The organism is Enterobacter sp. RHBSTW-00901 (assembly GCF_014103115.1).
Lineage (GTDB): Bacteria > Pseudomonadota > Gammaproteobacteria > Enterobacterales > Enterobacteriaceae > Enterobacter > Enterobacter cloacae_P.
The window spans coordinates 2,047,969-2,073,385 of the sequence record NZ_JABXPB010000001.1 but is presented as its reverse complement, the minus strand read 5'-3'; the positions used below and the strand labels follow the sequence as shown (position 1 = coordinate 2,073,385).

The 25,417-nt window shown below is 52.9% G+C and carries 24 protein-coding genes and 1 tRNA gene; 8 read left to right on the top strand and 17 right to left on the bottom strand.

The features are described from left to right. Window positions 1-141 precede the first annotated feature (141 nt). Window positions 142-1,785 carry a methyl-accepting chemotaxis protein gene (locus tag HV318_RS09950; RefSeq protein ID WP_182272624.1) on the top strand — a complete coding sequence of 548 codons (1,644 nt, stop codon included), beginning with the start codon at window positions 142-144 and terminating at the stop codon, window positions 1,783-1,785. Between the two features lie 39 nt (window positions 1,786-1,824). On the opposite strand, the gene HV318_RS09945 is transcribed toward HV318_RS09950, so the two are convergent. Beyond that, on the bottom strand, window positions 1,825-2,808 hold the full coding sequence (locus tag HV318_RS09945; RefSeq protein ID WP_182272623.1) for a GGDEF domain-containing protein: 984 nt from the start codon (window positions 2,806-2,808) through the stop codon (window positions 1,825-1,827). Window positions 2,809-3,153: 345 nt separating this feature from the next. Here HV318_RS09945 and HV318_RS09940 point away from each other — a divergent pair, with 345 nt between their 5' ends. After that, window positions 3,154-3,426, top strand: a complete 273-nt coding sequence (locus HV318_RS09940; protein ID WP_182272622.1) for a hypothetical protein — start codon at window positions 3,154-3,156, stop codon at window positions 3,424-3,426. An 87-nt stretch (window positions 3,427-3,513) separates the two neighbouring features. On the opposite strand, the gene HV318_RS09935 is transcribed toward HV318_RS09940, so the two are convergent. Both HV318_RS09935 and yghU read right to left on the bottom strand, forming a co-directional pair. Continuing rightward, entirely contained in the window at window positions 3,514-3,846 is a 333-nt protein-coding gene (locus HV318_RS09935) for a glycine zipper family protein (protein WP_182272621.1), read from the bottom strand. Between the two features lie 189 nt (window positions 3,847-4,035). Continuing rightward, window positions 4,036-4,902: a glutathione-dependent disulfide-bond oxidoreductase gene (gene yghU / locus HV318_RS09930; RefSeq protein ID WP_182272620.1), complete on the bottom strand. Its 867-nt coding sequence runs from the start codon at window positions 4,900-4,902 to the stop codon at window positions 4,036-4,038. Window positions 4,903-5,084: 182 nt separating this feature from the next. On the opposite strand from yghU, the gene gss reads away from it, so the two are divergent. From gss to dcm, 4 genes are all read left to right on the top strand, one after another. Further along, window positions 5,085-6,947 carry a bifunctional glutathionylspermidine amidase/synthase gene (gss, locus tag HV318_RS09925; RefSeq protein ID WP_182272619.1) on the top strand — a complete coding sequence of 621 codons (1,863 nt, stop codon included), beginning with the start codon at window positions 5,085-5,087 and terminating at the stop codon, window positions 6,945-6,947. A 162-nt stretch (window positions 6,948-7,109) separates the two neighbouring features. Next, window positions 7,110-7,343, top strand: coding sequence for a helix-turn-helix domain-containing protein (locus HV318_RS09920; protein ID WP_182272618.1), 234 nt, complete (start codon window positions 7,110-7,112; stop codon window positions 7,341-7,343). Continuing rightward, the gene (locus tag HV318_RS09915) at window positions 7,336-7,902 is read left to right on the top strand and encodes a hypothetical protein (RefSeq protein ID WP_182272617.1); all 567 of its coding nucleotides are present in this window, start codon (window positions 7,336-7,338) and stop codon (window positions 7,900-7,902) included. Before HV318_RS09920 ends, HV318_RS09915 begins: the two co-directional genes overlap by 8 nt. A gap of 3 nt (window positions 7,903-7,905) precedes the next feature. Next, window positions 7,906-9,057, top strand: a complete 1,152-nt coding sequence (gene dcm / locus HV318_RS09910) for a DNA cytosine methyltransferase (protein ID WP_182272616.1) — start codon at window positions 7,906-7,908, stop codon at window positions 9,055-9,057. Between the two features lie 125 nt (window positions 9,058-9,182). Here the strand turns inward: dcm and HV318_RS09905 are convergent, their stop codons facing one another. Genes HV318_RS09905 through HV318_RS09885 form a run of 5 tightly spaced genes read right to left on the bottom strand, consistent with a single transcriptional unit; the run spans window position 9,183 to window position 13,968 of the window. Next, the gene (locus HV318_RS09905; RefSeq protein WP_182272615.1) at window positions 9,183-9,953 is read right to left on the bottom strand and encodes a 3-hydroxybutyrate dehydrogenase; all 771 of its coding nucleotides are present in this window, start codon (window positions 9,951-9,953) and stop codon (window positions 9,183-9,185) included. Window positions 9,954-9,963: 10 nt separating this feature from the next. Then, window positions 9,964-11,355 (bottom strand): GntP family permease, encoded by a 1,392-nt coding sequence (locus HV318_RS09900; RefSeq protein WP_182272614.1) that lies wholly within the window; start codon window positions 11,353-11,355, stop codon window positions 9,964-9,966. A 56-nt stretch (window positions 11,356-11,411) separates the two neighbouring features. Continuing rightward, window positions 11,412-12,593, bottom strand: coding sequence for an acetyl-CoA C-acetyltransferase (locus HV318_RS09895; protein ID WP_182272613.1), 1,182 nt, complete (start codon window positions 12,591-12,593; stop codon window positions 11,412-11,414). Then, entirely contained in the window at window positions 12,590-13,258 is a 669-nt protein-coding gene (locus HV318_RS09890) for a CoA transferase subunit B (protein WP_182272612.1), read from the bottom strand. Before HV318_RS09890 ends, HV318_RS09895 begins: the two co-directional genes overlap by 4 nt. A 2-nt stretch (window positions 13,259-13,260) precedes the next feature. Further along, complete coding sequence (locus HV318_RS09885; protein WP_182272611.1) at window positions 13,261-13,968, bottom strand: CoA transferase subunit A; 708 nt, start codon at window positions 13,966-13,968, stop codon at window positions 13,261-13,263. A 140-nt stretch (window positions 13,969-14,108) separates the two neighbouring features. Here HV318_RS09885 and HV318_RS09880 point away from each other — a divergent pair, with 140 nt between their 5' ends. Beyond that, complete coding sequence (locus tag HV318_RS09880) at window positions 14,109-14,993, top strand: LysR family transcriptional regulator (protein WP_182272610.1); 885 nt, start codon at window positions 14,109-14,111, stop codon at window positions 14,991-14,993. A 321-nt stretch (window positions 14,994-15,314) separates the two neighbouring features. Here the strand turns inward: HV318_RS09880 and HV318_RS09875 are convergent, their stop codons facing one another. The 7 genes from HV318_RS09875 to HV318_RS09845 all read right to left on the bottom strand — a co-directional run bounded on the left by HV318_RS09875 (window position 15,315) and on the right by HV318_RS09845 (window position 20,424). Beyond that, window positions 15,315-15,548 carry a hypothetical protein gene (locus tag HV318_RS09875; protein WP_182272609.1) on the bottom strand — a complete coding sequence of 78 codons (234 nt, stop codon included), beginning with the start codon at window positions 15,546-15,548 and terminating at the stop codon, window positions 15,315-15,317. Continuing rightward, the gene (locus tag HV318_RS09870; protein ID WP_052733170.1) at window positions 15,532-15,876 is read right to left on the bottom strand and encodes a YkvA family protein; all 345 of its coding nucleotides are present in this window, start codon (window positions 15,874-15,876) and stop codon (window positions 15,532-15,534) included. The genes HV318_RS09875 and HV318_RS09870 overlap by 17 nt, the downstream gene beginning before the upstream one ends. A 29-nt stretch (window positions 15,877-15,905) precedes the next feature. Further along, complete coding sequence (locus HV318_RS09865; RefSeq protein ID WP_046275187.1) at window positions 15,906-16,469, bottom strand: recombinase family protein; 564 nt, start codon at window positions 16,467-16,469, stop codon at window positions 15,906-15,908. Window positions 16,470-16,738: 269 nt separating this feature from the next. After that, a complete protein-coding gene (locus tag HV318_RS09860; protein ID WP_063448577.1) occupies window positions 16,739-17,173 on the bottom strand; it encodes a RadC family protein in 435 nt (144 codons plus the stop codon). 491 nt (window positions 17,174-17,664) lie between these two features. Further along, window positions 17,665-18,600, bottom strand: a complete 936-nt coding sequence (locus HV318_RS09855) for a putative endonuclease domain-containing protein (protein WP_057060400.1) — start codon at window positions 18,598-18,600, stop codon at window positions 17,665-17,667. 44 nt (window positions 18,601-18,644) lie between these two features. Beyond that, window positions 18,645-20,219, bottom strand: a complete 1,575-nt coding sequence (locus tag HV318_RS09850; RefSeq protein ID WP_063448579.1) for a site-specific integrase — start codon at window positions 20,217-20,219, stop codon at window positions 18,645-18,647. Window positions 20,220-20,348: 129 nt separating this feature from the next. Next, a tRNA-Phe gene (locus tag HV318_RS09845) sits at window positions 20,349-20,424 on the bottom strand. Between the two features lie 470 nt (window positions 20,425-20,894). Here HV318_RS09845 and speC point away from each other — a divergent pair. Beyond that, window positions 20,895-23,030, top strand: a complete 2,136-nt coding sequence (gene speC / locus HV318_RS09840; RefSeq protein ID WP_182272608.1) for an ornithine decarboxylase — start codon at window positions 20,895-20,897, stop codon at window positions 23,028-23,030. A 54-nt stretch (window positions 23,031-23,084) separates the two neighbouring features. Here the strand turns inward: speC and HV318_RS09835 are convergent, their stop codons facing one another. Together HV318_RS09835 and HV318_RS09830 are read right to left on the bottom strand one after the other, a co-directional pair. Then, window positions 23,085-23,777: a response regulator gene (locus HV318_RS09835; protein WP_182272607.1), complete on the bottom strand. Its 693-nt coding sequence runs from the start codon at window positions 23,775-23,777 to the stop codon at window positions 23,085-23,087. Next, the gene (locus HV318_RS09830) at window positions 23,767-25,404 is read right to left on the bottom strand and encodes an ATP-binding protein (protein ID WP_182272606.1); all 1,638 of its coding nucleotides are present in this window, start codon (window positions 25,402-25,404) and stop codon (window positions 23,767-23,769) included. Before HV318_RS09830 ends, HV318_RS09835 begins: the two co-directional genes overlap by 11 nt. Window positions 25,405-25,417: the final 13 nt, after the last annotated feature.

The window sequence follows — 25,417 nt, the reverse complement described above, 5'->3', positions numbered from 1 at the left end:
AAGCGATGGCGTGCCTGGCTGCCACGATTTTCCGCAAAGCCAAAAATTATCACAAAAGGTTATATTTTCTTCGCTTCCTGCCGATAACGAGGGTAAGACTCGCCTCTGGGCGAATTAACCCTCACGGCAAGGAATGTTCTTATGCAGATGCTTCGTAATTTCACGATCCGCTTCGTCATGCTGACGATACTGGGGATCTTTTGTTTAATGTGGGCGGGCGTCGGCCTGTATAGCTCCTGGTCTCTGTCCCGGGTTTCCGATGGCAATGAGGTTGATCGTCAGTTGGTTCAGCAGATGACGGTGCTCAGCCAGGGTAACGATCAGTACTTCCGTTTCGTCACACGCCTGAGCCGTGCGATGGAAACCAAAGCCGCTGGCGGTACGCCAGACCTGGCTTCTGCTCAGCAGGCGCTGAACAACATGAGTAAAAAGCTTGAAGAGATGAAGGCTATCTCACCAGGCCCGATGGATGAACAGGTTTCCGCGCAGGTGATCAGTACCTGGCAGGCGTTGCTCGATCAGGGCATTACACCGCAGATGCAGCAGGCACAGCAGGCGTCGCTGGATGGCTATCGTCAGCAGGCCAATAACGTCACGCCGCCGCTGAGCCGTGCATTCGGAGCAGCAGCAGAGAGCTTTAACAAAGCCGCAGGTGACAGACTCGACAGCACCCGCGTGGTGGTGGACAGCCTGACCAACGTGACCCGCACGGTTATCATCACCGCCACCATCATCGGTCTGTTGATCCTGCTCTTCACCGACCGCTACCTGGTTGCGATGCTGGTGAAACCGCTGAATCGCATCCGCCATCAGTTCAGCCAGATTGCACAGGGCGATCTCAGCCATCCGATTGAATCGTTTGGCCGCAACTGCGTGGGACAATTGGTTCCTCTGCTCAGCGCCATGCAGGACAGCCTGCGTGAAGCGGTCAGCACCATCCGTTCCGGCAGTGAAAATATCTGGCGCGGTGCGACAGAGATCTCCAGCGGTAACAACGATCTCTCTTCCCGTACCGAAGAGCAGGCCGCCGCGCTGGAAGAGACCGCCGCCAGCATGGAGCAACTGACGGCCACGGTGAAGCTGAATGCGGAAAGTGCGCGTCAGGCCAGCCAGCTGGCGGATGTCGCCTCCACGACGGCCAGCCGTGGCGGCTCGCTGGTGGATGATGTAGTGACCACCATGAGCGGTATTTCCGATAGCTCCAGGAAAATTGCTGAAATTACCAACGTGATTAACAGCATCGCCTTCCAGACCAATATTCTGGCCCTCAACGCCGCGGTAGAAGCAGCGCGAGCGGGTGAACAGGGGCGTGGTTTCGCCGTAGTGGCAGGCGAGGTGCGTAACCTGGCAAGCCGCAGTGCAAACGCGGCAAAAGAGATCGAAGGGCTGATTGCTGATTCCGTTTCCCGCGTCGAGCAGGGGGCGAAGCTGGTGAACGACACGGGTACCACGATGGAGGCCATTCTGCGTGCTGTGACCGAAGTCACCACTATCATGAAGCAGATTGCATCTGCGTCGGAAGAGCAAAGCAAAGGCATTTCGCAGGTCGGCGTGGCCATCAGCCAGATGGACGGTGTCACCCAGCAAAACGCCTCGCTGGTGGAGCAAGTTTCCGCTGCGGCTTCTGCGCTGGAACGCCAGACGGAAGAACTGCAACGCTCCGTGCAAAAATTCCGCCTCTCGGCTCAGGAACCCCAGAACGTGGTCACTGCCGCACCGCTTAAAACGCCTGCGCGCGCAGCCGATACCCGTACAAGCACCCCGGACGACTGGGTTTCCTTCTGATTTTCTGTTCCCCGTAAGGCCGCCTTGTGCGGCCTTTTTTCACCTGTCCGTTCCCGTGCGGGAAACCGAAATCAGCGTTGTCCCAATCTCCACACCGTTTTTACCGGTGTGTTTAATCTGGTACATCGACTGATCCGCACGCCGCAGTGCGTTCACAAAATCATCCTGCGGCTGCACTTCGTCGATCCCAATTGATGCCCCGACCTGTGCCTGACCGTTATCCAGCTCGAAGAGTTGCAGTGCTGCGCGCAGGCAGTTATGCGCCGTGCTGTTGATCAGCAAACTGGCGAGGGGAAAGGGGAGCAGTAAGACAAATTCATCTCCGCCCAGGCGTCCTACAATCGTCCCTTCCGGGCAGCCTGCGCGCAGGCGCTGGCTGAGCTGAATGAGCAGCTCATCGCCGCTGCGGTGGCCGAACGCATCATTAACCGCTTTAAAATCATCCAGGTCGATAAACGCGACGCAGAGCGGGCCGTGTTCTTTGAGCGTTGCGAAATGTTTGACTAAGGCATGGCGGTTGGCAAGGCCGGTGAGCGGATCGTGGTTGGCAAGCTGCGCGAGCTGTTCCTCGTACTGCTTCTCTTTAGTCATGTCGATGTGTGTGCCAGTGACTTTAAGCGGGTTGCCGTGCGCGTCCCATTCGCTGACGCGCCCGCGATCCAGCACCCAGGTGATAGTGCCGTTTTTATTCTGCATGCGGTGCAGCGCTTCGTAGAAAGGGGTTTTCCCCTGCAGGTGGTCATAGAACGCTTCCAGTACCTGCTGTTTATCGTCCTGGTGGAGATGTTCGCGCCAGACCTCAAACTGTGCGCTCAGCTCTTTTGGCTGATAGCCGAGCATTGATCCCCAGCGACGGTTATAAATAATCAGTTTTCCCGTCGGCACATCGAGCTGCCACAAACACAGACCTGTGCCGTCAAGCGCGGCGTTGAGTTTACTGCGGGCGTCACGCGCCAGCCTGACAAGCCGGGCGTTATGCTTTTTCAGATTCTGGATCTGTTGTTTTAGCGCCTGTTCTGACATGTAAGGATTCTTCGGAAAAAAGAATGATTTTTGCCAGTTTACCCGAGCTTGTAAATATTGTGTTGAAAAAATAGGCTAATTTGCGTTAAGGGAAATATCGGCAGGGAGATCCAATATTGGCCGACGTTTGCACTGAATAACCTGTACTGAGAATTATACTGTATTGCCCGATTTACACAGGAAATTTTGTATTGTGCCTTATCCGGTCTGAATGATTATTTCCTTATTATAATGTAACAATAAATTTGGCATTTTCTGCACATTACAAATAATGAATATTAATCTGGGCTTAAGATTTCTTTGGCATGCTGATATTTCTTAGTTATCCCAGGAATAATACATTTTATGAAAAGTCTCTTTATTTTACTTGCTGCCCTGGCAGGGTTGGCTATGGCAAATTCTGCGCTGGCTCAGAGCGTTACCGTGGATGTTCCGAGCGGTTATAAAGTGGTGATTGTGCCGTCATCCACCACGGTTCCACAGGCGGTGAGCGTTGCGCCTGCACCGTCGCAGACCACCTATGTCGCACCTGCACCGGTTTATCACCCACGTGCGCGTCATGTTGCCAGCGTGGCGGAAGGTATGGTGATTGAACATCAGTATGACGATCACCATTAATTTTCTGTTCTGAAAGGGCGGAATATAGAGGGAAGGTGAAATACGGTTTACAGGCCGGGCGAACGCGGTGCCGCCCGGCACTATGTATTAGTGCGTTGCTTCGCCAATCAGCGCACCGGAACCTGCTCCGACAGCTGCGCCTTTCAGCACGCTTTTACCGGTAATTGCTGCCGCACCCGCACCCACGGCAGCACCCACGGCACCGCCTTTACGCGCCGCTTTACCTTTGTCGCCGCTCTTGAACATTGCGCCAGTACCGGCACCCACGACGGCACCGCCAACGGTGGATTTCACGTCTTTGCCCACTGCCGCGCCAATGGCTGCACCTGCAATTGCGCCACCTGCGGTTTTATCAATCGCCATGCCTGAGGCAGAAAAAATTAATGTGCTGATGATCAGCGTAGTTTTAATCAATTTCATGACAGTTCCTTTGTAACTGCTGTAAGGGTTATATCCGGCTTCACTCAGGTCGAGATAAGCCTTCAGGATACTGCCAGCATTACTGTTCTGACCATTAGGCCAAACATGCCCTCAACGTCCATCGCTATGCCGCAAAAGCGTTCTGCGACGCTCGGTTGTTAACCGGGCGGAGAACCGCCCGGTGGGGGATTACGCCTGACGTTTGTCTTCGGTATGGGTATCGAAGTCGCTCGCCGCATGGCGTTCATGTAGCTGCTCGCTTAGCTCACCGTTGGTGCGGTTAACGATGCGCCCGCGCTTCACCGCAGGGCGGTGCGCTACGTCTTTGGCCCAGCGCTGTACGTTGGTGTACTTCTCTGCATCCAGAAACTCGGCGGCGTTATAGACACTGCCAAGCGCCACGCAGCCAAACCACGGCCAGATAGCCATATCGGCGATGGTATATTCCTCACCTGCCACGTAACGACTGCGTGCCAGTTGCTTATCCAGCACGTCGAACAGGCGTTTGGCTTCCATCGTAAAGCGGTCAATTGCGTACTCAATCTTCACCGGCGCATAGTTATAGAAGTGGCCGAATCCGCCGCCGAGGAAAGGCGCAGCGCCCTGCAACCAGAACAGCCAGTTCAGGGTTTCAGTACGGCCAGCCGGATCTTTTGGCAGGAAATGACCAAATTTTTCTGCCAGGTAAAGCAGAATACTGCCGGATTCAAACACGCGCGTTGGCGGGGTTGTGGAGTGGTCACGCAGTGCCGGTATTTTCGAGTTCGGGTTCACGTCCACAAAACCGCTGGAGAACTGATCGCCCTCGCCGATGCGGATCAACCATGCATCGTACTCCGCTCCCGTCACGCCCAGCGCCAGGAGCTCTTCAAGCATGATGGTCACTTTCTGGCCGTTCGGTGTACCCAGTGAATAGAGCTGCAGCGGGTGCGTGCCGACTGGCAGGACTTTCTCGTGTGTCGCGCCGGAGACTGGACGGTTGATATTGGCGAACGCGCCGCCGTTGTTCTTTTTCCACTCCCACACTTTCGGTGGCTGGTAAGTGTTGTCTGACATGTTGGCCTGCCTTTTTAGTGATGTGTTGAGGCAGTGTAGCAGGAGATAGATGAACCGTTTAACGATGCGAGCGTAATGGAAGGGGGCGGTGTATGATAACGCCACCTCTGTCTGGTTAATTGCAACGTGCAGACGACAACAACCTTTCAAAAAATTGCCGCCTGCCTTTTTAGGTTGGATACATGCGTAAAGGAAAGTTAAGCAGTGACGCACCGTTCGGGACGTTGTTAGGCTATGCGCCGGGTGGCGTGGCGATTTACTCTTCAGATTACGGCAGCCTTGATCCGCGTAGCTACCCGGAAGATGCGGATTTCCGAAGCTATATCGGCAACGAATACATGGGCCATAAATGGCAGTGTGTTGAGTTTGCGCGCCGTTTCCTGTTCCTCAACTATGGTTTTGTCTTTACCGACGTCGGTATGGCGTGGGAAATCTTCTCGCTGCGCTTTTTGCGTGAAGTGGTGAACGATAACATCCTGCCGTTACAGGCATTTGCCAATGGCTCAAAACGCGCACCGCGCGCCGGGGCACTGCTTATCTGGCAAAAGGGTGGCGAGTTCCACGAAACCGGCCACGTTGCTGTGATCACCCAGTTATTGGGCGATAAAGTACGCATTGCGGAACAGAACGTTATTCACTCACCGCTCCCGCTGGGGCAGCAGTGGACGCGTGAGCTGAAACTGAGCGTTGAGAACGGCTGTTACACAATCCATGACACCTTTAACGACACCGAAATTCTTGGCTGGATGCTTCAGACCGATGACGTTGAGCACAGCATTCCGCAGCCGGAAATCGACGGTGAATTGCTGAAAATTAGCGGTGCGCGGCTCAAAAACAGACGCCAGTTCGACGGGAAATGGCTCAACGAAGCTGATGCACTGCAGCAGGCTTACGTGCGCGCGAACGGTCATGTTATCAATAAAGACCCGTGCCAGTATTTCACCATTACGGAAAGCGCCGAGCAGGAGCTGATCAAAGCGACCAACGAACTGCACCTTATGTACCTGCACGCGACCGATAAGGTGCTGAAAGACGATAACTTACTGGCACTTTTCGACATCCCCAAAATCCTCTGGCCTCGCCTGCGCCTATCCTGGCAATGGCGTCGCCACCATATGATCACCGGTCGTATGGATTTCTGTATGGATGAGCGCGGTATTAAGGTCTATGAGTACAACGCTGATTCCGCGTCCTGCCATACGGAGGGTGGGTTGATCCTTGAGGAGTGGGTGAAAAACGGCTATCGCGGTACCGGGCACAACCCGGCGGAAGGTTTGCTGGAAGAACTTACCGGTGCATGGAAACACAGCCATGCTCGTCCGTTCGTACACATCATGCAGGACAACGATGTTGAAGAGGATTATCACGCGCTCTTCATTCAGCGTTCACTGATGCAGGCCGGATTTGAAACCAAAATTCTGCATGGGCTTAGCGCGCTAAGCTGGGATACAGCCGGGCAGTTGATCGATGATGAAGGTCGCCACGTCAACTGCGTGTGGAAAACCTGGGCGTGGGAGACGGCGATCGAGCAGATCCGCGAGGTAAGTGAAACGGAGTACGCTGCCGTACCGATCCGCACCGGACACCCCGAAGGTGACGTTCGTCTGATTGATGTGTTGCTGCGCCCGGAAGTGCTGGTATTCGAACCGCTGTGGACGGTGATCCCGGGCAACAAGGCGATTTTGCCGGTGTTGTGGCAACTCTTCCCGAACCACCGTTATCTGCTCGATACTGATTTTGACGTTAACGACCTGCTGAAGCAGACCGGTTATGCCGTCAAACCGATTGCCGGACGCTGCGGCAGCAATATTGATTTGATCAGCTCACAGGATGAACTGCTGGATAAATCCAGCGGCAAGTTTGTCGATCGCAAAAACATCTACCAGCAGCTGTGGTGCCTGCCGAACGTTGACGGTAAGTACATTCAGGTCTGTACCTTTACCGTTGGCGGTAACTACGGCGGAACCTGCCTGCGCGGGGATGATACGCTGGTGGTGAAGAAAGAGAGTGATATTGAACCGCTGATAGTGGTGAAGGATGAATAACCGTCACGGTTTTTAAACCGAGATCCGCAAGCGGCCCTTGCGGATTTTTTTATGGGAAAGTGACCTTCCTCCGCCATAATTTATGCGTGATGTGACTTATAGTCCGTGGACTCATAGTCATCAGGATATTGATCATGTCTCTCTGTTAAATGGGAGACGTAAATGTCAGAAGAGCTAATTTTAAAAGCCTTTGGTAAGAAAATGTACAGGTTAAGGATTGAGCTACAGTTAAGCCAGGAACAGGTGGCTGAGCGAGCTCAACTTGATCGGACATATGTTAGTTCTGTTGAGCGCGGACAGAGAAACATCAGCCTTCTGAACATATGCAAACTGGCTGCTGCGCTGGAAGTTTCACCAGAAAGTCTCCTGGCTAATCTGGGAGAATGCGATGAGTAATACGTTGGATAATGCCTTTGTTTTCTATTCTCGTCATATCTATGACGAAGAAAAAATCAATCTGTTGAGGTCACATAACCTAAAAGTTGCAGGGCATGTTCCCTCTGTTTTATGGGAGTTGTTTGGTTCAATTCTTACAGGGCGACGTGGTAATGGTGTTACGGGAGCTGACCTTCAGGGCTGGGAAGTAAAGTCGTCCGCGTTGAGGAGCGCTTACGAATATCAGTATCACCTGAATACGGGTGAAGCCAAGCTTTTGGAGGATTGCGAAGTCAATCATCTCTTTTGCTCCTATTCAACCGATTATCGCGATCTTGTCGTCAAAGCTATTCCTGGTAGCGCACTTAAAGAACCCTTTTTTGACGCCTGGCTGCCAGATTATCGGGCGAACTATGACCGAACTGTAGGTAGTGCTTCCAGACGTCAACGTTTCAGAAAATCGATATCATATGGCTTCGTGCAAGAGCATGGACGTACAATCCTTGAAGTTAGATCTGGTGAAATATACAGTAGAAATGATAGTCTTTTAGACGAATTCAACAGATTGGTGGCTAGCTGAAAAATGAGATTTGCGGAGTTTTTTGCTGGGGTGGGATTAGTGCGGGAAGGGCTTGAGGGCTCTGGTTGGCAATGTGTATGGGCCAACGATATTTCTGCCGATAAAATGAGCACTTATGTGGAAAACTATGGTGATGATCATTTCCATCTGGAAGACATCTGGAAGGTAGCGGCTGAACCTGAAAAACTTCTTCCAGAAGACGTTTTCCTTTATACGGTTTCATTCCCTTGTACCGACTTATCCGTGGCTGGAGCCAGAGCCGGGCTTGCAGGGGAAGAGTCAGGAACGCTTCACGCTGTTTTAAAGATTCTTGAGCAAAAAAAGCTTGCGAACGATTTACCCAAAATGGTCATGTTAGAGAATGTATCAGGCTTCTTGACGTCGCATGGCGGGAAAGATGTTGTTGAGACAGTCAAGGCATTGTCAGAGCTTGGGTTCGTCGTTGATATCATTGAACTGGACGCTGTTCTTTTCACTCCGCAGAGTCGGCCTCGTGTTTTTTTGATTGCAGTAATAGACACTATTGCAACGAAATTTATGCATGTAAAAAATGCTGGGGGCCTTTTCAATTCCTGGTGGCAGAAGTTTGATGAACAGCCAAAGCTCCGCTCAGCCAGACTGAAAAAGATCATCGCTTCTCATGAAGATTTACATTGGGGATTATTTGATATTCCTCTTCCTGAGCCAAGGACAACAACACTGGGTGATATCATTGAACATGATATCCCGGATGATTCTTCCTTATGGTGGTCAGATGATCGTAAACATCATTTGTTTGCTCAGATGAGCCCTGCTCATCAGACAAAGTTACAGGCAATGATGGATAACAAATTCTTCTCATACGGTACTGTATTCAGAAGAATGAGAGCAGGAGCCTCTATGGCTGAACTGCGAACTGACGGTATCGCTGGATGTTTAAGAACTCCCCGAGGGGGCTCCAGCAAACAGATATTGATACGAGCCGGGAACGGCGGATGGAACGGGCGATTGCTTACTCCCAGAGAATATGCTCGTCTACAGGGGGTACGTGATAGCTTTGTGTTACCAGATAATGCTAACAAGGGATATTTCGCAATGGGAGATGCCGTTTGTGTGCCAGCGATTGAGCATCTTTCAAAATATGCACTTACTCCTGCCTATGATTTTTCACGGTAAAATCAACATCCTATCAAGACATTATTGGGGCAATGCAACGCCCCATTGGTGAGTACGTTCCGGTGTCGAAGAATCTGGCATCCGATAAAACCAGCTCCACCTGCTAACCGCCAGGTGGGCATGTTTTACTGAGCGACCCAGCCGCCATCCATATTCCAGGCTGCACCGCGCACGTGAATGGCATTCTCGCTGCATAAAAACAGCGCCAGTTCACCCAGCTGTTCAGGCGTAACAAACTCACCTGAGGGCTGTTTTTCCGCCAGCAACTGCTCGCGTGCGTTTTCCGGAGCTACGCCGTCCGCGATACGGCGGTCAATTTGCTGTTGCACCAGCGGTGTTAAAACCCAGCCAGGGCAGATAGCATTGCAGGTAATGCCGGTGCGGGCGGTTTCCAGCGCGAGGGATTTGGTGAATCCAATTACGCCATGCTTGGCGGCAACGTAGGCAGATTTCTCTTTTGACGCGACCAGTCCGTGAACGGAGGCGATATTGATAATTCTCCCCCAGTTTTTTTCGCGCATGCTGGGCAGCGCGAGCCGGCTGGTGTGAAACACGGACGAGAGGTTAATGGCAATAATGTCATTCCATTTGTCCACCGGGAAGGCATCGACAGGGGCGACGTGCTGTATCCCGGCGTTATTAATCAGAATATCCACGCCGCCAAAGTGAGCGTCGGCATAGCGCATCATGGCCTCGATTTGTAACACGTCCCGTAAATCCGCATCGTGATAGCCTGGTGTGACCCCTGACGTTGCTATTTCAGCTCTTGCATGCTCACTGTCACCAAAGCCATTGAGTATGAGTTGTGCGCCCGCCTTTGCCAGCACGCGGGCGATCCCCAGACCAATCCCGCTGGTGGAACCCGTCACAAGCGCCGTTTTACCGTTCAAATTCATTTTATTCTCCTTACACAATGCCGGTCAGATAGAACACGGCAATGACAAAAAGCACCGCCAGACTTTTAATGATCGTAATGGCAAAAATACCGCCATAGGCCTGGCGATGGCTAAGACCTGTAATTGCGAGCAGCGTAATCACGGCACCATTATGGGGCAGTGTATCCATACCGCCGCTGGCCATCGAAGCCACGCGGTGTAGCACCTCAAGAGGTATATTGGCGGCGTGCGCGGCGGCAATAAAGGCGTCAGACATTGCCGCGAGCGCAATACTCATCCCCCCGGAGGCGGAACCGGTGATCCCGGCGAGGACGGTTACACTGATCGCTTCGTTTAACAGCGGGTTTGGGATCGCGGCCAGCCCTTTGGACAGAACCAGAAAACCAGGCAGCGCGGCAATAACGGCCCCGAAACCATATTCAGACGCCGTATTCATGGCCGCCAGAATCGCGCCACTGACCGCCGTCCGACTGCCTTCGGCCAGGCGTCCGTGAATATTACGAAAGCCGAAGATCAGCACCAGCAGGATGCCGGAGAGCAGCGCGGCCTCCACCGCCCAGATGGCGGTGATTTTGCTGACTTCGGTCACAATCGGCTTCGCCAGACCCGGCAGCGTCAGTTCATGGCTCGTGCCGTACCAGCCGGGGATCCAACGGGTAAACAGCAGGTTCAGTATCCCGACGACCAGCAGTGGGGCAATCGCAATAAGTGGGTGGGGAAGGTTAATATTATCGGGTGTTTCAGGTTCGTTTTTCAGATCTGAACCATAGCCCTCATTGTTATTGAGTGCCTTACGACGCTGGCGCTCCAGCCATAGCAGACCAAAGCAGATAATAAACAGCGAGCCGATAACGCCAAGCCACGGAGCGGCCCAGGCGTTGGTGCCGAAAAAGCTGGTGGGAATAATATTCTGGATCTGCGGTGTGCCAGGCAGGGCGTCCATCGTAAACGAGAAAGCGCCCAGCGCGACGGTGGCGGGGATCAGTCGTTTCGGTATGCCACTCTGGCGGAACAACTCTGCGGCGAAAGGGTAAACCGCAAAGGCAACGACGAACAGCGACACACCGCCATAGGTGAGCAGAGCGCACACGACCACGATCACCGGGATCGCGTGGCGACGTCCCAGTATCTGAATGGCCGCAGCGACAATCGAACGGGAAAAGCCGGAGAGTTCAATCAGCTTGCCAAAGACCGCGCCCAGCAAGAACACCGGGAAGTAGAGCTTAACGAAGCCGACCATTTTTTCCATGAACAGGCCGGTAAATGTCGGGCCAACGGCACCCGGGTCGGTGAGTAGCACTGCCCCCAGTGCTGCGATGGGGGCAAACAAAATAACGCTGTATCCGCGATAGGCTGCCAGCATCAGCAATGCCAGCGCCGCCAGGGCAATCAACACACCCATTACGACTCCTCACTATCATTGTTATATTCGGGTACAAACGAGATGTCCGGGCAGGTTTAGCGCGCGATGGTCAACGCGATCCCTTGTCCGCCGCCTACGCACAGGGTGACGAGCCCTTTTTTGACGTTACGACGCTGCATTTCATACAGTAGCGTCACGAGGATCCGACAGCCGGACGCACCGATGGGATGCCCCAGCGCGATTGCGCCGCCGTTAACGTTCACTTTGCTGCTTTCCCAGCCGAGCGCTTTGCCGACTGCCAGCGACTGCGCGGCAAAGGCTTCATTGGCTTCAATTAATTCCACTTCTTCCAGTGACCAACCCGCTCGCGCCAGCGCCGTCTGACAGGCGCTGACGGGGCCAATGCCCATGACTGCCGGATCGACGCCCGTGACCGCATAGCTCACGATCCGGCCCAGCACCGGTAAGCCACTTTCCCGCGCTTTTTCACCGCTCATCAACAACACTGCCGCCGCACCATCATTCAGGGTTGAAGCATTGCCCGCTGTCACCGTGCCGGTGTCCTGACGAAAAGCCGGACGCAGTCGGGAGAGTTGATCGGGGGTTGTTCCGGGTCGGGGCTGTTCATCACGGTCGATAATCAATGGCGGTTTTTTACCCTGCGTCACCGTGACGGGGGAAATTTCAGCCGCAAACCGATCTGATTCGATAGCCGCCGCCGCTTTTTGCTGTGACAAAACGGCGAAAGCATCCTGCTCCTCGCGTGAAATGCCATACTGCCGGGCGACGTTTTCGGCAGTGATCCCCATGTGATAATCGTTAAATGCATCCCACAGGCCATCGACAATCATGCTGTCCTGCAGGCCTGCATGACCAAAGCGCAGCCCGGCCCGTGCGCCGTCCAGCAGGTAGGGGGCATTACTCATGCTTTCCTGGCCACCTGCGATAACAACGCTGGCATCACCGCAGCGGATCGCTTGTGCCGCCAGTTGCACGGCTTTTAACCCTGCGCCGCAAACCAGATTCACCGTGACCGCCGGGACGCTGGCAGGTAAACCGGATGTGATTGCTGTCTGTCGCGCCGGGTTTTGCCCACAGCCTGCCGTCAGCACCTGACCAAATATGAGTTCGTCAATTTCACCTGCGGGAAGCTGGCTCTCTTCAAGCAGGCGACGTACCGCGACAGCGCCCAACTCAACCGCTGAAAGGGGGGAGAGTGCACCGCGAAAACTGCCAATGGGGGTTCGCGTTGCCCCGACAATCATGACCTCTTTCATAGGGCGTTCTCCATGAAGCACATTTCGCGAACATCGTCCGCAACGATGATTTTCCCGGCCGTTTTGCGGACGATATCGTCAATGCTGACGCCCGGCGCATACTCCCGGAGAATGAACGCCCCGTTTTCTATCTCCAGCAGAGCCAGATCGGTTAAGACCCGGCGGATACAGCCCACGCCCGTAAGGGGCAGGGTGCAGCGCTGCAGCAATTTTGATTCGCCGTTTTTCGACGCGTGGGTCATCACCACAATGATGTTCTGCGCCCCGGCGACCAAATCCATCGCGCCACCCATGCCTTTCACCATTTTCCCGGGGATCATCCACGAGGCGATATTGCCTTCGATATCCACCTCAAACGCCCCCAGTACGGTCAAATCCACATGGCCACCGCGGATCATGGCAAACGACTGGGCCGAGTCGAAAATGGCGGCACCTGTTCGTGCGGTCACGGTCTGCTTCCCGGCGTTGATCATGTCGGCATCGAGGCTCTGCTCATCAGGAAACGCTCCCATCCCCAGCAGGCCATTTTCGGACTGAAGCATCACGTCCATCCCTGCCGGGATATAGTTCGCCACAAGCGTAGGGATGCCGATCCCCAGATTGACGTAGTAGCCATCGTGCAGTTCTCTGGCAACGCGCATAGCCATCTGTTCACGGGTTAACATAGTCAGACTCCCTCTGCGCGCAGCGTGCGCTGTTCAATGCGTTTTTCAAACTGGCCGACAATAATCCTGTCGACGTAAATCCCCGGGGTATGAATGGCAGACGGGGGCAGTTCGCCCGACGGGACAATTTCCTCCACCTCCACAACCGTTATCCGGCCTGCGGTTGCCATCAGGGGGTTAAAGTTTTGCGCGGTATGTCGGTAGATAACGTTGCCGTACCAGTCCGCTTTCCAGCCCTTGATGAGCGCGAAATCTCCGGTGATGGCCTCTTCCAGGATGTAGTGCTTACCTGCAAACTGGCGCACTTCTTTGCCAGCCGCGACGGGAGTGCCATATCCGGTTGCCGTGTAAAATGCCGGAATACCGGCTCCGCCTGCGCGCACCTTTTCTGCCAGTGTCCCCTGAGGTGTCAGCTCAATCTCCAGCTCACCGCTCAGCACCTGTTGCTCAAATAACGCATTCTCGCCCACGTACGACGCCACGACCTTGCGCACCTGGCGTGTTTCGAGCAGGATCCCGAGACCGAAACCATCCACACCACAATTGTTTGAAACTACAGTCAGACCCTGCACCTGACGGCGTCTGACTTCCGCGATCAGATTTTCAGGAATACCGCACAGGCCGAAGCCGCCCGCCAGCAAGGTCATCCCGTCCGTCAGCCCATCCAGCGCCTGCGCATAGCTACCGACGCGCTTATCCAGTCCCGCCATAGTTATCTCTCCCGTTATCTGTGTCGGTATCATTAGGGGCGGTGACTCATTTGTTAATTTTGAATTTGTGACCCATTCATTTGGTTTTTTTATTAATTTGTTGTTAACTAAATTTTTTCAATTAGTTAACAAGGTGAAAAATGAGAATGAGTGTCAAACAGTTACGCGCGTTTTTAGCGGTAGCTCACACTCTGAATTTCGCGCATGCCAGCGAACGGTTGAATCTTTCCCAGCCAGCATTGAGCCTGACGATTAAAGGGCTGGAGGATGCGCTGGGAGGTCCGCTGTTACAGCGGAGCACACGTAAAGTTGCTCTGACGCAGGAGGGGGAGACGTTTTTACCGATGGCGCGGCAGCTGCTTGCCGACTGGGATAATGTCGAAGAGGCCATGCACCAGTGTTTTACGCTACAGCGTGGCAAAATCTCGGTTGCGGCGATGCCGTCATTTGCGGCTAACGTGCTGCCCGAGGTTCTGAAAACCTTTCGCGATCGCTATACCGCGATCAACGTCACCGTGCACGATGTCATCAACGAGCAGGTGATCGAGATGGTGCGGGAGGGACGGGTGGAGATGGGGATCGCCTTTGAGCCAGCGCCGACCCACAACCTGCTGTTTACCCCGCTGGGTCTCGATCGTTTTGTGGCGATCGTGCCGAAAGAGTCGGTTCTGGCTGCCCGAAAAAGCCTGTCCTGGGAGGAGTTGCTGACGCTGGATTTCATTACTCTGCAGCGCCCCTCGGCGGTACGTCTGATGATGGAAGAGGAACTGGCCCGCAGCGGTCGCAGGCTGGATGTCGCGCTGGAAAGTCACCAGCTGGTGACGGTTGGTCGAATGGTTGCCAGTGGGCTTGGCGGCAGCGCCGTCCCGGCTCTGTGCGCGTCGCAGATGACGTCGCTGGGTGCGGTCTGTATTCCGCTGGAGAACCCGTCGATTGAAAAGTGCATCGGTGTTATCCACCCTGGGCATACGCAGCTGTCTAAAGCGGCACATGCCCTGCTTGAAACACTGAAACAGTTTTATTGACCCGTTTCTGTTGATTAATGCACGGTGGTGCTTTCTTTCCTGAGAGCGGATTTGAAGGATGAAAAATACCGGGCGATGGAAAAGGCAGGGTGGGGTGTTTGCGGTTTGTATGATCAGATATTTACCAGAACCCCAAAAGCAAAAAACCAGCCCGTAGGCTGGTTTCTCTAAATAGTGGTGCCCGGACTCGGAATCGAACCAAGGATTCGTTGTCATAGCAACGAAATCACCGAATAACAGTAAGTTACCTTTACGCTTCGATTCCGAATGTACCACTGTTTTGTACCATATTCAACGGCATGGATGTTGACGAGCTGGCAATTAATCCTTACTGGATTTAGCAGCTTTGAGCTTGTCGTAGATATCCTTGGCATCGAATATGGTCGAGGCATCCACCTTACCCATAACCTTTTCGGCTAAGGCATCAACATGCTTGTCTAACTCACCATCAAGCTTAAGATTGTCGTTAACCAGTTTCTTTGCTTCATGCTTGATGATTTTTTCTTTTGCAGTATCAGGCAGTAGCTTATTCGCTACCCTAGTCAAAAAGCTCATCGACCTTCTCCTTTGCTTTGCCTTTAACCGCATCGTCTATGCAATTTGCCACTGCTACAAGGGCAGCCGCTATTACAGCCATGTCATCTGTATACCCAAGGATCGGCGTTAAATCGGGGATAATATCTATCGGTGACACTAAGTAAGCCAGCGCCCCGTAAATGGTTGCTCTGTTTTTAGTTGTGCAGTTGTCACTTTCTAAGCCGTAATACAGACGGAATACCTGCTCAAGGGAATCTTTCCCGATAGCCTTGCAATATTTTTTAGTTTTTGACCAAAAACCGTCTTCGCTAAAGTCCTCAATCTCGATCTTGCCAGTCTCATCCATTAACATTTCCTCACATTAGTGTTTTCATATCACTTATCTAACAGCTCAGGACGTTCGTTCCGAACAATCCGGTAAATACTTGTGATCCCAATACCTAACTGCCGGGAAATCTCCGGTTTACTCAGTCCTTGGGCCAGCATGTCGATAACTTCTTGAGATTTGCTTCTGGCAGTCGCTTTCCGGCCTTTATACTTACCCTTGAGCTTTGCCAGTGCTATCCCTTCGGCCTGACGTTCCAGCATCATTTCACGTTCGAACGTGGCGATAGCCCCAATCATGGTGAGCATGAGCTTTCCCGTTGGGGTTGCCGTATTGATGCCGATGTTGAGTATATTCAATGCTACACCTTTATTCTGTAGATATTCAGACACTTCTAGCAGGTGGCGGGTGTTGCGAGCCAGCCTGTCCAGTTTCGTGACCTGCACGGTGTCGCCTTCACGGACGAATTCGAGCATCGCCAGCAGTTCTGGACGGTCGTCTTTTGCCCCACTGACTTTTTCCCTGAATATCTTCTCGCATCCGGCGAGGGTAGCGAGTTGTGCATCCAGACTTTGCCCGGAAGTTGAGACGCGAGCGTAGCCGACTGTAGCCATGTGAACTCCTTACCCTGCCAATAGACTCATCGCCCTTGTTAAACCTGCCAAAACGCCAAAACAACTCTTTGGCATGGCCTTAGCGGGCATTCCAGCGTTGCATTGATGGCAGATCTTTAGGACATGGGCTATTGGTATGGGTCTAGCGGTAGTAGGGGATTAGAGGAAATCTTCTTCTGAGGCGTAGCGTGCTGCCATTCCCCGGAAGAAGACGGTTGCAAAGGTTGTCAGAGCCATTATCAGGGCTTCAACAAGTAAGGATTTCCAGTTCATAGCCAGCCCCTTTCTGCGAATGAAACTGTTTGACCGCCGCCCACGACGATGTGATCTACCAGTCGGACTTCGATTAGCTCCATAACTTTCTGAATGTTGAGCGTTATCGCTTTATCCTGAACGGATGGCTCGGCGTTGCCAGATGGATGATTATGGGAACAGATAACAGCTGCGGCGTTGAGCTTAAGCGCCTGCCGGGCAATCTCGCGGGGGTAGACTGGCGTTGTTGCTATACTGCCGTGGAACATTTCCTGATAGTTCAGGACGTGATTCCGGTTGTCGAGGAATATCACGCTGAACACTTCCTGCTCCCGATCGCCAAGCTGTAAAGCCAGATAACTCGCAGTGTCCTTCGGTGATGCCAGTGTGTCGGTACGGTAGAGCCGTTGAGTGAGAATTTCGCGGGCCTGATTGATGATTTCATCATGCATGATTCATCCTCCTGTGGTGATCTGCATATTTCTTGTACCTGCGGAGCGGGGAATCTTGGAAAGGAGGTTTGGGCGAGTGGCTTTAGATGCCTGCCTGACGATCTGTACGGGCCTGTGAGCTGCGTTCAGGAGTGATTCATACCTAGAATGCAGAAAGGCCGTGAGAGGCCTACACGGCGTCTGGTGACTTCTGACGTGAAAAGAACTTTTGGGGAGTTGAGGCTACAAAATCATTAAGCTGTCGCTCAGTTCGACGTATTGATACGGCGGGAACTTTGCACTTTTGGTAAATGCGAGTTAGCGTTGATAGCTTAAGGATTATTATCTGTAGGATGCTATGAGTAAGATGAATTTGAGTAATAAAAATTGATAGAACCCTATAAATCTATATAAGTGTCTTGGGGTTAGGTTTCAAAGGTTGCAACGTTTGGACAGGTAGAAAAGCCTAATCCCTTAGGCTTTTGTTGTAACTTTTGATGCAACTTTTCGGTTTATATGCCGTATGACCTCAATTTCGCACGTTGGAAGTATATGTCCCTGCGTTTATCAAAGGGGATTGTCAGCCTGTCCAGCAGTTTACCCATCTCACTTAGAGGCTGCCGTGGGCTTTTTAGCAGGAAAATGCATTCGTTATGGGCTGCATCATAGGCTTTTCGGGCTGACTCGCTGCTTATCTTTAGCGTGGAGTCTGAAAGGCTGATACAGGCCATTCGCAGGCAGTGGGAATAGCAATCCTCCAGACTGACGAACCGCTTTAGCTGGCGGACCGCTTCCAGCCATACTTCCTGTTCTGCATGTCTGACCCTGATTAGCTTTGTACCGTGCAGATTTTTCCGTAACCACCGATCCCGTCGTTTATCGTTGAACTGATAACGTGTCGTTCTATGAGCCTCCTCATCAAATTCAATGATGAACTGGCGTTTAGCGGTTTTTCCTTTTGCCATATCGGTGTACCACTGCTCAGTGAGGAAGAAATCTACTCTGTAGGGACCGATCTGCTTTTGCCGTTCGAGTTCATAGCTTGTGAATCGTGGTTGTTGCCTTAGTTCGACGATCAAATCGTGTAATTTGACGCCAAATTGCCCTTCAAGACGGCTTTCACCGGACCTAACTGGCAGTTTCAAACCAGATTTAAGCTCAATTGCATCAATGAGAAGTCCGTTCTGGCTGGAGTGGATGCTGTAAGTCAGCAGGGCAAGGGCATCGCCAGCGGGAATCCAGCCGTTTTTGTCGGGAATTTCACCGTCAATCAGGCCGGATGTGCAGCACGACAGGACATTTTCGGGAGCCTTGAGCAATTTGGCATGTGTCCGCTGTGCCCATTGAGTAAATCTTGTTGCCTGAGGCGTCATTTTCCGCAAGAAAGCAACGGAAAGCTGGGGGACCCCGTCAACGGTCTGCCAGTCTGAGTCAGGAATTCTTAACATTTTGATAATCTCCAGTAAGTTACTGTGCCTTATACCGCTGAAAGTCAGTTTTCCAGCCGCTTTAGCTCCAGTCTGGGGATCCTCTCAATGAGCACCCGGCTTGTTTCAATCAGATAGCTGCCATAACGCCGTGGAACGGAGCCGGGAACATGTCCGAGAATGTTGTTCTGCGTGTCTTCGCGGACGTCCAGAGCACGGCATTGCGTAATGAAATAGTGACGGAAGCTGTGGGAGGGTTTAACTTCCTTACGGATGCCGTGCTTACGGATCAACCGGCCCCACCAGCGGCCATAGTTGTAGGCGTATTTATCGTTAACGACAGATTTCTCAGCAAAGAGCTGGCCTTCTCTGGTATTGACGAAATCCATAAAACCCAGCTCCAGTATATGGCTGTGTATCGGGACGTAACGCACGGAGCCAGCCGTTTTGACTGATTGCTCTTTCCCCATCTGGATTTTGAAGCAGGGAACACCGAAAGCATCCACGATATCGGCCCTGCGTAGCTGTCCGATTTCCTCAACGCGAGCCCCGGTGTAGTAAAGGATTATCGGCATCCAGTAGGCCATTTCGCCATAGAGAGATTGCTCCCCGTGGAACAGTGGTAGCCGGAACATCACCCTGATTTCGTCGTCGGTGAACGGGATATCCTCATTGATCGTCTGCACTTTTTTACGCATTTTGAAACTATCGAAGGGATGTTCATCCACGAGGTCGTCTTGGAGTGCAACAGTGAACATGGCCGAGAGGTGCATGAAGTTGTTTCGCACGGTGTTGGCGCTGAGTTTCTTGCCCTGAGCTTTGGCCTGATTCTCCAGCGACAGCAAGTTGACGGCCTTACTGCGGTTAGCCGGGGTCAGCTCCAGGAGCGTACGGAACGCCGCGAGGTCACTCTTCGAGATGTCCCGGATGGGTTTATCACCGATGAATTTGATGAATCGGTTAGCCGATGGTGTGTAATCCCGTATACGTGACTCAGCTCTGTCCTTGTCGGTTAGCCGGATATGTGCTTTGTAATGCTCGAAAAGACTGGCGAAAGTCATGCTTTTCTTTTGTTGCGTGGCGTTGATGGCGGTGTAGACAGGTAGTTCATCAATAATATACATTTCTGCCGTACTGAGCCTGTACTCCGCCAGACGCCATGCGAGCTTTTGTCTCCATGCGGGCGTCAGTACTGCTGGCGTCCACCGAAGAGCCTCTTCGAGTTCAGGCTGCATAAGTTGGGTGACAAGCTGCAAATCTGCCTCGTCTGCCTGCTCTCCCTTACGCAGACATTCGCTTAATTGCACGTTATCTGCGGTCAGGCCATAACCATAATCGTCTTGCCGTACATAACGTGCTTTGATGGTTTCTGGCTGCTGGAGGATTCTGGTCATCCATACCGAAGCGATCACCTCTGTATCGTCCTGCGTTACGGAGCGCTCTGCTTTGGCGTTCTGGATGATAGCGTTAATTTTTGCCAGAGCGACAGGGGCTTTGAGCTTGGCTTGTCCGAGGTCTTTCGTCTCAAGGGAACGTTTTAGTTCGCCTTTGCCGATGGCTGAACGCAGCTCCAGAGGAACCGCTTTGCGGATGTAGTAGGTGCCGTTTCGGTCTTTGGTAGGCTTTATCATAATGCCCATTTTGTACCACCTTTCTGTACCACCGGGAAGCGGGGCCGGAGGAAATTAAAAAGAGGTAACTACCGATAAACCAACAAGTTGTTGACTCAGAAAGCAAAAACCCCCGCCGAAGCGAGGGTTATAAATGAGTGGTGCCCGGACTCGGAATCGAACCAAGGACACGGGGATTTTCAATCCCCTGCTCTACCGACTGAGCTATCCGGGCAACGGGGCGCATTAAACCCGATTCACCCACCGCCGTCAACGAAATTTGTTGTTTTCGTTACAGACTGCACACTCTCTCACCAGTTCGCCGTAATCTTAAGCGAAAAGCGCGTCCAGTGTGCAGACAGCGGTATGGTGACCACGGCAAACCGCTTAATCCCGTAGATTTCAGCTCTGTTACCAGCATCAGGCTGCAGTCCAGTCATTAATAGCCAAAGAAACACCCTGTTATTTACTCACTGAGAATGCATTATTATTAAGTTTCGCTTCAGGCTGGTGCTAAGTCTGGGGTGGTTTAGTGCATACTGATTCCTTCTTGCACCCTAAAATAAAAGATGACATGATTGCGCGAATTTTCTCCTTTCAGTGTACGGAGCCGCCAATGATGATGATGTCTGTCGCTGCGCGAATGCTCACCCGTATCAACGTAATCTACTCCTGTCTCACCGTTCGGTGAGGGTAACTGCGCTTATGAAAACCATGAAAATCGCCGTCAGCCGCGAGCTGGTCTCTGCTGTGTCCACGCACCGGGAAAAGGTGACGCTGGACAATACCGATTTTACCGATGTGGCGGCTGTCGTCATTACGGTCGCTGAAAGCTGTAGCGGTATCCTTGCGTTGCTGAAACGTACAGGCTTTCAGTTACCGGTGTTTATATTCTCGCAAGAGCCGATGGATGTTCCTGAAGGTGCCACTGCCACGATTACTGGTAAAGCACAAGAGTTCCTGGAACTGGAGTCTGCCGCCAGCCGTTACGAAGAGAACCTGTTACCGCCATTTTTTGACACCCTGAGTCAGTATGTGGCGATGGGCAATAGCACCTTTGCCTGCCCGGGGCACCAGCACGGCGCATTTTTCAAAAAACACCCTGCGGGGCGGCAGTTCTTTGATTTCTTTGGTGAGAATGTTTTTCGCGCCGATATGTGCAATGCCGATGTGAAGCTGGGGGATCTGCTGATCCACGAAGGCTCAGCCAAGCATGCACAAAAATTCGCTGCAAAAGTGTTTAACGCAGATAAAACCTACTTCGTGCTGAACGGCACTTCCGCTGCCAATAAGGTCGTCACCAACGCGCTGCTGACCCGTGGTGATCTGGTGCTGTTCGACCGTAACAACCATAAGTCCAACCACCACGGGGCGTTAATCCAGGCGGGGGCAACGCCGGTCTACCTTGAAGCGGCGCGCAACCCGTTTGGTTTTATTGGTGGAATTGATGCGCACTGTTTTGATGATGCGTATCTCAGGAGCCTGATCCGCGACGTTGCACCGGAAAAAGCCGATGAGGCTCGCCCGTTCCGCCTGGCGGTTATCCAGCTTGGCACCTACGATGGCACGATCTACAACGCGCGTCAGGTGATCGACAAGATCGGCCATCTTTGCGACTACATTCTGTTTGATTCTGCGTGGGTGGGCTACGAACAATTTATCCCGATGATGGCGGAAACGTCCCCGCTGTTGCTGGAACTGACCGGGAACGATCCGGGCATTTTCGTGACCCAGTCGGTGCATAAGCAACAGGCCGGGTTCTCGCAAACCTCGCAGATCCATAAAAAGGATGACCACATTCGTGGTCAGGCGCGCTTCTGCCCGCACAAGCGGCTCAACAATGCATTTATGCTGCATGCCTCGACCAGCCCGTTCTATCCGCTGTTCGCGGCGCTGGACGTGAACGCCAAAATCCACGAAGGGGAAAGCGGGCGCAGGCTGTGGGCGGAATGCGTGGAGCTGGGCATAGAGGCGCGCAAGGCGATCATTGCCAACTGCCATATGATCAAACCGTTTATTCCACCAGTGGTGGCGGGGAGGCCGTGGCAGGATCACCCAACGCACGCCATCGCCAGCGAACTTCGTTTCTTCAGTTTTGAGCCGGGCGCAAAATGGCACGGTTTTGAGGGCTATGCCCACGAGCAGTATTTTGTCGATCCGTGCAAATTGCTGCTGACCACGCCGGGTATTGATGCACAAACCGGTAACTACACTGAGTTTGGTATACCGGCGACCATTCTCGCGCACTACCTGCGTGAAAATGGCATCGTGCCGGAGAAGTGCGATCTCAACTCGATCCTGTTCCTGCTGACACCAGCCGAAAGCCACGAGAAGCTGGCGCAACTGGTGGCGATGCTGGGTCAGTTTGAACAGCATATTGAAGACGACACGCCGCTTGCAGACGTGCTGCCGACCATCTACCAGAAATATCCGGTGCGCTACCGCGATTACACCCTCCGTCAGCTGTGCCAGGAGATGCACGATCTTTACGTCAGCTTTAACGTTAAAGATCTGCAGAAGGCGATGTTCCGCCAGGAGAGCCTGCCAGCTGTGGTAATGAACCCGCAGGATGCGAACCAGGAGTATATTCGCGGGAACGTGGAATTAGTGCGCATACGCGACGCGGAAGGTCGCATTGCCGCTGAGGGCGCGCTGCCGTATCCGCCTGGAGTGCTGTGCGTGGTTCCGGGTGAAATCTGGGGTGGGGCGGTGCAACGTTACTTCCTTGCGCTGGAGGAGGGTATCAACCTGCTGCCGGGCTTCTCGCCAGAGTTGCAGGGGGTTTACAGCGAGAAGGATGCGGACGGGATTAAGCGATTGTATGGGTATGTTTTAAGATAGTGCGGGCTGTTGCCCTCACCCTAACCCTCTCCCACAGGGAGAGGGAACGTTTCATCAAACCACACTACGCTTATACATCCTCCGCGGATGCCCAATCTTCCCGTACAGCATCTCCACGCTCAGAAACCCCACCTCTACGCAGTGCTCCAGATAGCGTCGGGTAGTGGTTTTACTTAAGCCTGTTTCGCTCACCACTTCATCCACCGAGAAGCAGTGCGTCGCGTTGTCATTAAACAGCATCTGCACCCGCGCCAGCGTGTTTTCCTCAATGCCTTTGCTGCCGTTATCCTGGCGGTAGTTTTTCGCCTGCAGTTGATACAGCGAATCCACGTTCTGCTGGTCGACAATCTTCCAGACGCGTTGCTGTTCGGCGAACTGCACAAAGCGTTCAAGCGACTGGCTGAGCCGCTTCCAGGAGACTGGCTTCAGAATGTAATCAAATGCGCCGTTGCGAATGGCCTGGCTGCAGGTATCCATGTCGCTGGCGGCAGTGATGAAAATCACCGAACAGTTGGCGCGGGCCAGCATCGGGTTACTGATCAGGGTGATCCCCTTGCCATCCGGCAGGTAGTTGTCCAGCAGCATGAGCTGCGGTTGTTTGCTTTCAAGCTGTGCCTGTGCGTCAGCCAGCGATGAGGCCACCCCCACCAGCCGTAGTCTGGGATGTTTACTGATAAGCTCCGCGTGAAGTTGCGCCAGTTCGTTCTCGTCTTCAACGATCAGTACGTCGATAAGTTCATGTTGCATAATCGGTATCTTCCAGTTCCTGTGCGGGACGTCGCGCGGCTCCCGTCGCGGGAATAAACAGTGAGAAAATGGCACCGCGGGGCGTGTTATCGGCAATTTCTATTGCTCCGCCAGCCTGCGTGACATAGCTTTCGATCAGATACAGGCCAATGCCATGATCGCCGCGTGTTTTGGTGGTGATGCCGCGCTCAAATATCCTTTCACGGATCTCCGGTTTGATGCCAACGCCCTGGTCGGCCACTTCAATGATGAGTTCCTGTTCGTTCAGTTTTATTAGCACATTGACCGGCTCGTGCGGAAGCGGTGCGCGCTGCGTCGCTTCGATGGCGTTATCCAGCAGGTTGCCAATAATTGAAATCAGTTCCGATTCGAGCAGAGGCTGGAAGGGTTTATCCATCCGGCAGGCCGGGTCGAAATTCAGCTCAACCCCTTTTTCGCGGGCACGCGCCGCTTTGCCCAACAGCAGGCCGCACAGCGTCGGGGAGCTAAAGCGCGATGAGATAAAGTCCAGCAGCTCCTGTGCGTGTTCCGATTGCGCCTGAATGTAACCTATTGCCTCTTCATAACGCCCCATATGCAGCAGACCGGACAGGGTCGTCATACGGTTGAGCTGTTCATGGCGCATAATGCGCAGGTTGTCGACGTAGCGTTTAACCTGGCTGAGCTGTGTGCTGAGAGTGTCGATTTCATTGCGGTCGCGGAAGGTGATGACCCAGCCCTGAAGTGAATCTTCCAGCATAATCCGCACACGGCTGGCAATGACCGTGAGATCGTTAAACCGGCAAATCTCATCATGGGTATCTTTCGCCAGCATAGCCGGTGTATTGAAAAACGGGACGGGGTCGATAACCTGGCTAATCAGTTGCCCTCGCAGCTCCCGCGCTGGCTGGCTTAACCCCAGTAATTTTCTGGCAGCCTGGTTGATGACCTCAATGCGCAGTTCATCATCAATGGCAATCACCCCTTCATAAATAGACTCCATCATCGCCTTTTGCTGGCGCACCAGCAGGCCGATTTCACGTGGCTCCAGAGAGAAGATCTGCTTTTTAATACTGCGGGTGAAAAACCACGAGAAGATGAACAGGGCGAACAGCAGCAGCACGGCGGCAATCAGAATGTTGACCACTTTATTGACGGTGATGGTGTCAAGATAGCTGGTGAGATACCCCACCGAGACAATCCCCACCACCTGCCCGGCATCGTTAAAGATGGGCGCTTTGCTGCGCAGCGAAATACCCAGGCCCCCTTTGCGGATGGTGGTGGTGCTTTTGCCGTGTAAGACCTCTTCGTTGTCCCCACCGACCAGCGTTGTACCCACTTTGTCAGCAAACACGGAATGAAACAGATGCAGCCCCTGATTATCGCCAATCACAATAAAACTGGCGTCGCTGTGGGCCGCTATTTTTTGCATAAAGGAATGGATTGCTTTGATATCTTTTTGTTCGACTTCATTACGTAAAGTCGGAATAATTGCAATTTCTTCCGCCTGTATTTTTGCGCGTGTGCTCATCTCCTGATAAAGCTGCCTGCCGACATCGACATAATAATATCCGCCCAGTAATGCAAACAGCACTGAGAAAAAGGCGACCAGCGAAACAAACAGTTTGATCTGAAACGATACTTTCATCACTATCACGCGA

Coding starts and splice junctions, on each gene's coding strand:
- HV318_RS09905 (WP_182272615.1), bottom strand. CDS start 9,953: ATGAATTTGAACGGTAAAACGGCGCTTGTGACGGGTTCCACCAGCGGG.
- HV318_RS09920 (WP_182272618.1), top strand. CDS start 7,110: ATGTCAGAAGAGCTAATTTTAAAAGCCTTTGGTAAGAAAATGTACAGG.
- gss (WP_182272619.1), top strand. CDS start 5,085: ATGCGTAAAGGAAAGTTAAGCAGTGACGCACCGTTCGGGACGTTGTTA.
- dcm (WP_182272616.1), top strand. CDS start 7,906: ATGAGATTTGCGGAGTTTTTTGCTGGGGTGGGATTAGTGCGGGAAGGG.
- HV318_RS09885 (WP_182272611.1), bottom strand. CDS start 13,968: ATGGCGGGACTGGATAAGCGCGTCGGTAGCTATGCGCAGGCGCTGGAT.
- HV318_RS09935 (WP_182272621.1), bottom strand. CDS start 3,846: ATGAAATTGATTAAAACTACGCTGATCATCAGCACATTAATTTTTTCT.
- HV318_RS09875 (WP_182272609.1), bottom strand. CDS start 15,548: ATGAGCTTTTTGACTAGGGTAGCGAATAAGCTACTGCCTGATACTGCA.
- HV318_RS09895 (WP_182272613.1), bottom strand. CDS start 12,593: ATGAAAGAGGTCATGATTGTCGGGGCAACGCGAACCCCCATTGGCAGT.
- HV318_RS09835 (WP_182272607.1), bottom strand. CDS start 23,777: ATGCAACATGAACTTATCGACGTACTGATCGTTGAAGACGAGAACGAA.
- HV318_RS09870 (WP_052733170.1), bottom strand. CDS start 15,876: ATGGATGAGACTGGCAAGATCGAGATTGAGGACTTTAGCGAAGACGGT.
- HV318_RS09890 (WP_182272612.1), bottom strand. CDS start 13,258: ATGTTAACCCGTGAACAGATGGCTATGCGCGTTGCCAGAGAACTGCAC.
- HV318_RS09915 (WP_182272617.1), top strand. CDS start 7,336: ATGAGTAATACGTTGGATAATGCCTTTGTTTTCTATTCTCGTCATATC.
- HV318_RS09940 (WP_182272622.1), top strand. CDS start 3,154: ATGAAAAGTCTCTTTATTTTACTTGCTGCCCTGGCAGGGTTGGCTATG.
- HV318_RS09900 (WP_182272614.1), bottom strand. CDS start 11,355: ATGGGTGTGTTGATTGCCCTGGCGGCGCTGGCATTGCTGATGCTGGCA.
- speC (WP_182272608.1), top strand. CDS start 20,895: ATGAAAACCATGAAAATCGCCGTCAGCCGCGAGCTGGTCTCTGCTGTG.
- HV318_RS09830 (WP_182272606.1), bottom strand. CDS start 25,404: ATGAAAGTATCGTTTCAGATCAAACTGTTTGTTTCGCTGGTCGCCTTT.
- HV318_RS09850 (WP_063448579.1), bottom strand. CDS start 20,219: ATGGGCATTATGATAAAGCCTACCAAAGACCGAAACGGCACCTACTAC.
- HV318_RS09860 (WP_063448577.1), bottom strand. CDS start 17,173: ATGCATGATGAAATCATCAATCAGGCCCGCGAAATTCTCACTCAACGG.
- HV318_RS09945 (WP_182272623.1), bottom strand. CDS start 2,808: ATGTCAGAACAGGCGCTAAAACAACAGATCCAGAATCTGAAAAAGCAT.
- HV318_RS09950 (WP_182272624.1), top strand. CDS start 142: ATGCAGATGCTTCGTAATTTCACGATCCGCTTCGTCATGCTGACGATA.
- HV318_RS09880 (WP_182272610.1), top strand. CDS start 14,109: ATGAGAATGAGTGTCAAACAGTTACGCGCGTTTTTAGCGGTAGCTCAC.
- yghU (WP_182272620.1), bottom strand. CDS start 4,902: ATGTCAGACAACACTTACCAGCCACCGAAAGTGTGGGAGTGGAAAAAG.
- HV318_RS09865 (WP_046275187.1), bottom strand. CDS start 16,469: ATGGCTACAGTCGGCTACGCTCGCGTCTCAACTTCCGGGCAAAGTCTG.
- HV318_RS09855 (WP_057060400.1), bottom strand. CDS start 18,600: ATGTTAAGAATTCCTGACTCAGACTGGCAGACCGTTGACGGGGTCCCC.